The organism is Oleiphilus sp. HI0061 (assembly GCF_001635675.1).
In genome coordinates this window covers 1-6,290 of the sequence record NZ_LWFE01001108.1, presented here as the reverse complement: position 1 = coordinate 6,290, position 6,290 = coordinate 1, and the positions used below count along the sequence as shown (strand labels likewise).

Annotated in this window: 5 protein-coding genes; 4 read left to right on the top strand and 1 reads right to left on the bottom strand. The window is 45.9% G+C overall.

Annotated features, from left to right (window positions below; genetic code table 11):
• Positions 1–996 (bottom strand): MFS transporter (locus A3735_RS16085; RefSeq protein ID WP_068638282.1); only part of this gene is annotated, 996 nt, incomplete at its 3' end.
• 145 nt (positions 997–1,141) lie between these two features.
• Here A3735_RS16085 and A3735_RS16080 point away from each other — a divergent pair.
• The 4 genes from A3735_RS16080 to bioA form a co-directional block, all read left to right on the top strand.
• Complete coding sequence (locus A3735_RS16080) at positions 1,142–2,125, top strand: adenosine kinase (RefSeq protein ID WP_068515182.1); 984 nt, start codon at positions 1,142–1,144, stop codon at positions 2,123–2,125.
• Between the two features lie 229 nt (positions 2,126–2,354).
• Positions 2,355–2,837 carry a DUF3015 family protein gene (locus A3735_RS16075; RefSeq protein WP_068515309.1) on the top strand — a complete coding sequence of 161 codons (483 nt, stop codon included), beginning with the start codon at positions 2,355–2,357 and terminating at the stop codon, positions 2,835–2,837.
• A 114-nt stretch (positions 2,838–2,951) separates the two neighbouring features.
• Positions 2,952–4,835: a DUF4105 domain-containing protein gene (locus A3735_RS16070; RefSeq protein WP_068515188.1), complete on the top strand. Its 1,884-nt coding sequence runs from the start codon at positions 2,952–2,954 to the stop codon at positions 4,833–4,835.
• A gap of 292 nt (positions 4,836–5,127) precedes the next feature.
• Positions 5,128–6,290, top strand: a 1,163-nt coding sequence (gene bioA / locus A3735_RS16065) for an adenosylmethionine--8-amino-7-oxononanoate transaminase (RefSeq protein ID WP_068638281.1), incomplete at its 3' end; no start/stop codon positions are given.

The window sequence follows — 6,290 nt, the reverse complement described above, 5'->3', positions numbered from 1 at the left end:
CTGTACTTTATACCTCTCGGCAGGTTGGTACACTTTAGGAAGCAAAACCGTACCTGCGACAAATAGAAAGTTCCAACCAATACCTAGCAACACCAATCCAAGCCAATAATGCATCACATTCTGACCTGAAAGCGCTATCATCAAACACACCGTATAAGCTGCCAAACCAGCCAGCATCAAGCGATATTCACCAAACTTTGAAATCAGATATCCACTCACTAAGGAAGGCAAGAACATCGCAAGAATATGGCTCTGAATAACCCATTTAGTATCTTCTAAAGAATGCCCTTCCATGACATGCATACTGACGGGCGTAGCGGTCATAACATAACTCATCACCGCATAACCTATGGTTGCCGACATCACCGCCACCCAAAATAAGGATGAATGCATGATATCAATTAAAGGACGGCCGCCGAGTTCTTCCTCACCCCCTGTCACGACAACGGGCTGAAAAAACAACATAACAACACCACTTAATAAACAAAGAATTGAAAGCAGAGTAAACGAGCCCGAAAAGGGCACTTCATGCAACGCCCTCCCCAGATGAGCCAGCTCTGGCCCTAGTATCGCCGCAATAAGCCCACCCAACAACACGAAGGATGCAGCTTTTGGTGCCAGATATGGCTCAACACTCTCCATTGCCGCAAAACGATATTGCTGAATAACGGCCAGGGCACCACCTAGCAATACAGTACTCAAACAAAACAACCAAAAACTTTCATAAGATATAGAAATCGCAGCAAAACATGATACCAAAGCGCTATATAAGGAGGCAGCCAAAAAGATCTTTTTTCTACCGAAACGCTGCATTAGACGCGAGACCGGAATCACGGCACAGGCGGTACCAATAACAATGCCCGCTACAGGCAATGTGGAAAGTTCTGGATCAGGAGCAAGCGATGCCCCGACCAAACCACCGATAAACACAACCATTGGCGCAATACACAAGCCCAGCGCACCAGATAACAATAAAACCAATACATTTCTATTCATTCCAAGCAAGGTTCTTCCTCATATATCCTTTTTCATGCTATCTACCGCGCAGGCTATTCACCAAGCGTATAAATCGTCTTTGCCATACGCAAATGACGCTGTATATAATGGACACCACCATTAGCCAACTAGCAAGGCAATTACTATGCAACAATATCACGTCTATGGTTTAGGCGCCGCCCTCGTCGATACTGAAATTGAAGTCACCGATGAATTCCTATCCCAAGCTAATATTGAGAAAGGTCTAATGACCTTGGTGGATGAAACCCGCCAAGCCGAAATACTAGAGCTAATGAAAGAACACTTGGTTGGTAGTAAAAGAGCCAGCGGCGGCTCGGCATGCAACTCGATTATCGCTGCCAGTTACTTCGGTGCCAAGACCTATTATTCCTGCAAAGTATCAGACGACGAAAACGGCCTATTCTTCCAACAAGATACCCAAGCAGCGGGCGTGACCACAAGCGATAAAGCCCACCCGAATGGTACAACCGGAAAATGTCTGGTTATGATTACCCCTGACGCCGAACGAACCATGAATACATTCTTGGGCGTAAGCGCTGAATTAGATGAAGCACAGCTTGATGCTAAAGCTATTGCTCAATCTGAATACCTGTATATCGAAGGCTATCTCGTTACATCACCTAGTGGCAAACAAGCGGCCATCAAAGCACGGGAAATTGCCGAGCAGCAGGGTGTAAAAACGGCAATTTCCCTCTCTGACCCAGGAATGGTCGAGTTCTTTGGCGAAGGGCTAAAGGAAATGATCGGCCAACAGGTTGATTTATTATTCTGCAACAAAGACGAAGCACTCGCCTGGACACAAAGCAATAACATCGAAGATGCTGCTGAAAAGCTTAAAGAAACTGCAAAGTCTTTTGCAATTACTTTAGGAAAAGATGGCGCTCTCGTTTATGACGGCAATGAAATCTCAATAGTCGCTGGCGTTGAAGCAAAAGCAATCGATACAAATGGAGCCGGCGACATGTTCGCAGGTGCATTTCTTTATGCAATCACTCATGACCAAACCTTTGCCCAAGCAGCAACGCTTGCTAACAGAGCCGCAGCTCAAGTGGTGAGTCAGTACGGCCCGAGACTCAGACCAGAACAACATGCAGATCTGAAGTTCTAGATAAATATTCTTCCCGTTTAACAGCCTCGACTCATGAGGCTGTTAAATCTTATCACGACCTGAAACTGCAGATTAAAGCTCCCGTTGTTCCCTTTTCCAAATCTTCGACTACACTATTAAAATGTGAAACTTAAGGTAAGCTGTATAAAACTAAACACATTGCCTTTTTCCAATAACGCTGTTTATAATCGAAGGGCGTTACTTACAAAAAATGATTCAAGGAATTGCTATGAAAAAACTAATTTTAGGTGCATTCATTCTTTCTGCTCCATTTACTGCAATGGCTGCCGGCGGTCACGGTCCTGCAGGGTGCGGCTTAGGTACTGAAGTTATTTTCAAAAATGCAGATGAATGGCATGAGCACGTTCTTGCCGCAACAACTAACGGAATAGCCAGCCAAACTTTTGCTATGACCTCAGGCACACTTGGCTGTGAAGATGCAAACGGCCCTCTAAAAGTCCAAGTATCCCTTTTTATAGATAAAAACCTTGACCAACTGGCTCAAGACACTGCAATTGGTGAAGGTGAAACACTTGCTGCACTATCTGAACTTGTTGGCGTTGCTAAAGAAGATGCTGCTACATTCAATGCTGCATTGAAAGCAAGCTTTGACCAAATCTTTATGTCTGAAGCAACAACTTCTGGTGACGCATACCAAGCATTGGTTAGCGTAATGAGCCAGAACAAGACTCTTGCTAAATACCTAGGCTAATTAGCCTCGTTTAATCTACGCTTACGCTAGATCTAGAATCTAAAAAAGGGCACAATTTGATGCCCTTTTTTTGTGCCAGTTAAAAGACCGGCATTCACCCTAACGAGAGATATCATGCACTGCCCTTACCATTACATTCTGGTGAATGTAGCTTTTCTTGCCTGTCTAAGCTTTAACTCTCTCGCGCAAACGATACCAGATTCAAAACTTACTTCCCTAGCGGATAATGAACAATGGCTCGACCTTCTTCATTTTCACCAAATAGGCTTTATTCCGCGATTTGAAAGTCAGGTTGATGACGACAGTTTTTTTATCGCTCCAGACGGAAAGTACTCGCCAAAGTCTGAGCTCAAGGCTAATATTAATGCGTTTACTGGCGGTAGCCGCGACCCTGAGCTTATTTGCCAGTTCCCAGCTCGTTTTCATTGGCTAAAACAACAACTCCCTGAATTGAACTTCACCGAAGCCAAGTGCCCAGATTATAAGGACTGGTTCGCCAAGATCGATCCGGAAAGCTTAACTTTGAGCTTCCCGGCAGCCTATCTAAATAGCCCTTCCTCAATGTTCGGGCATACCTTTATTCGTATAGATCGTGCCTCTGGCAGTAATGCACTACTAGACTACAGCATCAATTTTGCAGCGAATGCTAATCCTGACGATAACGAGCTAGTCTTTACCTATAAAGGTCTTTCCGGTGGCTACCCCGGTGTCTTTACAATTCTCCCCTACTATGAAAAAGTCAAAGAATACAGCCACCTGGAGTCACGCGACGTTTGGGAATACGCTTTAGATCTAACACAAGAAGAGGTCGAACAGTTTGTCCGACACGCCTGGGAAATAAGAACGGTTCATTTTGATTATTATTTTGTCGATGAAAACTGCTCCTATCAATTACTCACCTTATTGGATGCAGCCAGCGAACGCTTTAACTTCGTCGACGCCTTCAAACTCAGCGCAATCCCTTCCGATACAGTACGCGCCGTTGAACAAGCAGGAGCGGTAAAGCACGCGCGTTTCCGCCCTTCCACCTTAAGCCTGATGACCCAGATGATCGAAAATCTAAGCGATGATGAAATTCGCCTTGCCAGGCACTTGGTTGAAGACAGCAAGCTTTCAAAAACTCAGTTGCAACAATTAAACGCTGAGAGCCAGGCACAGGTTCTAGAGCTGGCCCACCAATACAGCCGCTACCTAGCAGTGAGAAAAAAATCAGATCTTCCACACCTTGGCAAACGAACGATTGAATTACTTTCGACTAGAAGTAAGATCGATAAGACTAAAGTATTTCCAGACTTTCCAACACCCAAGTATCGCGATGACCAAGGGCACGACTCACGCCGTTTGATGCTAGCGGGCGGTTATGACGGCAGCAATCATTTCCAGCAACTAGAGATTCGAGCTGCATACCACGATCAGTTGGATGCCTTACCTGGCTATATTCAGGGTGCTAAACTTGAAATGCTTAACATGAAAGTTCGTCGTACCGAAATGAACGGCGATACAAAAACTCGAATCCAAGAACTAAAGCTCATAGATATTGCCTCCTACACGCCACGCAATCAGCTTATTACACCGATTTCCTGGCATGTTGCGACCGGTTTTTATCGACCTCGCAGCGCCCCTGAAGAGTTAAGCAGTTTTTTGAATGCTGGTGGAGGGCTGAGTTACGAATATCTTGGGCAGCGTCTATACATCCTTACTGACGGAGAACTGAATCTCGATAATGATATCGATAAAGGCTACTGGTTAGCAGCAGGCCCCCGACTTGGCTGGCTAAGCCAGCATGAAGACTGGAACCTAAAGCTAGAAGCCTATCGCCCCTTTGATCTCTTCGGCGCTAAGTTCAAGCGCTTGGATATTGAGCTTGGCTTTAGCTTCAACCTTGGTGCTCAATGGCAAATCCGGGCACAAACGGCTTACCACAGCTTTTATCAGCAACAAACCAAAGAACAAGCCTATCAGCACTCCTCCAGTTTTTCTCTGGTTCATTATTTTTAAGAGTAAGAAAAAGGGTTTCTCAATCGAAAACATACATTCCCTCGTCTCGCTGGCAGGGTTAGCGCGGGGTAGACTCAGCGAGGGGTGGAACCCTCTGCCTACAGATATGAGGTTATACTATTATTGTAGGTAGAGCCTTCCATGGCTCGCTAGCGGGTTAGCACGAGATATACTCATGCGAGAGCTGAAACCCTCTGCTGATTACGTCTAGACCAATAAAAAAATAGAAACTACCTGAACGAAACCATATCATTTAAACTGGCATGATAAATTTGAATCAGAGATATAAGCTATGAGCGACAGCACCACGCTAACTGCCCTTGAGATCGACCGCCAACATATCTGGCACCCCTACAGTGCAATTGGTGCACCCCATAAGATTTTTCATGTCGAATCAGCTCAAGGTTGCACACTCAAGCTAAAAGACGGAACAAAGCTAATAGACGGCATGGCGTCCTGGTGGAGCGTCATTCATGGTTATAATCACCCTACACTAAATGAAGCCCTAAAAGCACAATGCGACAAAATGTCTCATGTCATGTTTGGCGGTCTCACGCACGATCCAGCCATCGAGCTAAGCAAACTCCTGGTTGAGATCAGCCCTCAAGAATTAGAGGCTGTATTCTTCGCCGACTCAGGCTCTGTGGCCGTTGAAGTCGCCATGAAAATGGCAATTCAGTACTGGCATGACCAAGGCAAACCCAAGAAGCAACGCTTTATCTCGCTACTTAATGGCTATCATGGCGACACCTTTGCGGCCATGTCGGTGTGTGACCCGATAAACGGTATGCACTCACTGTTCTCAGAAACCTTAACCAAGCAGTTCTTTGTTCCAGCACCCACATCTAAGCCAGGTGAAGCCTGCAATGAACATGACAAGCAAGCCCTTAGAGCAGCGCTTGAGAACCACCACCAAGATACCGCAGCCATTATTATGGAGCCTATCGTTCAAGGTGCCGGGGGAATGCGCTTTTATTCTGAGTCCTATTTGAGAGAAGCTCGTAAACTTGCAGATGAGTTTGGCGTTCTGCTAATTTTTGATGAAATTGCTACCGGCTTTGGCCGTACCGGAAAACTCTTCGCCTGTGAACATGCCGAGGTAACACCCGACATTTTATGCCTAGGCAAAGCCATCACCGGTGGCTACATGACCCTCGCGGCGACGCTTACGACGAGACATATCAGTGATACCATCAGCTCAGGTAACCCAGGCGTTTTCATGCACGGCCCAACCTTTATGGCCAACCCTCTCGCTTGCGCTGTAGCATTGGCAAGCGTAAAGCAGCTTTTAAACTCGCCTTGGGAAGATCGTTTAGCTAATATCGAAACCAAGCTAAAACAAGGCTTAAGCCCATGCGCCAAGCTAGACAGCGTAAATGAAGTACGTGTCTTGGGTGGAATCGGTGTTGTCGAATTATATGAAGCCGTCAATATGGCTGAGATACAAGGCCGCTT

What these genes read in the sequence shown, in the direction of transcription:
- A3735_RS16080 (WP_068515182.1), top strand. Translation starts at nt 1,142, where the DNA reads ATGCAACAATATCACGTCTATGGTTTAGGCGCCGCCCTCGTCGATACT.
- A3735_RS16075 (WP_068515309.1), top strand. Translation starts at nt 2,355, where the DNA reads ATGAAAAAACTAATTTTAGGTGCATTCATTCTTTCTGCTCCATTTACT.
- A3735_RS16070 (WP_068515188.1), top strand. Translation starts at nt 2,952, where the DNA reads ATGCACTGCCCTTACCATTACATTCTGGTGAATGTAGCTTTTCTTGCC.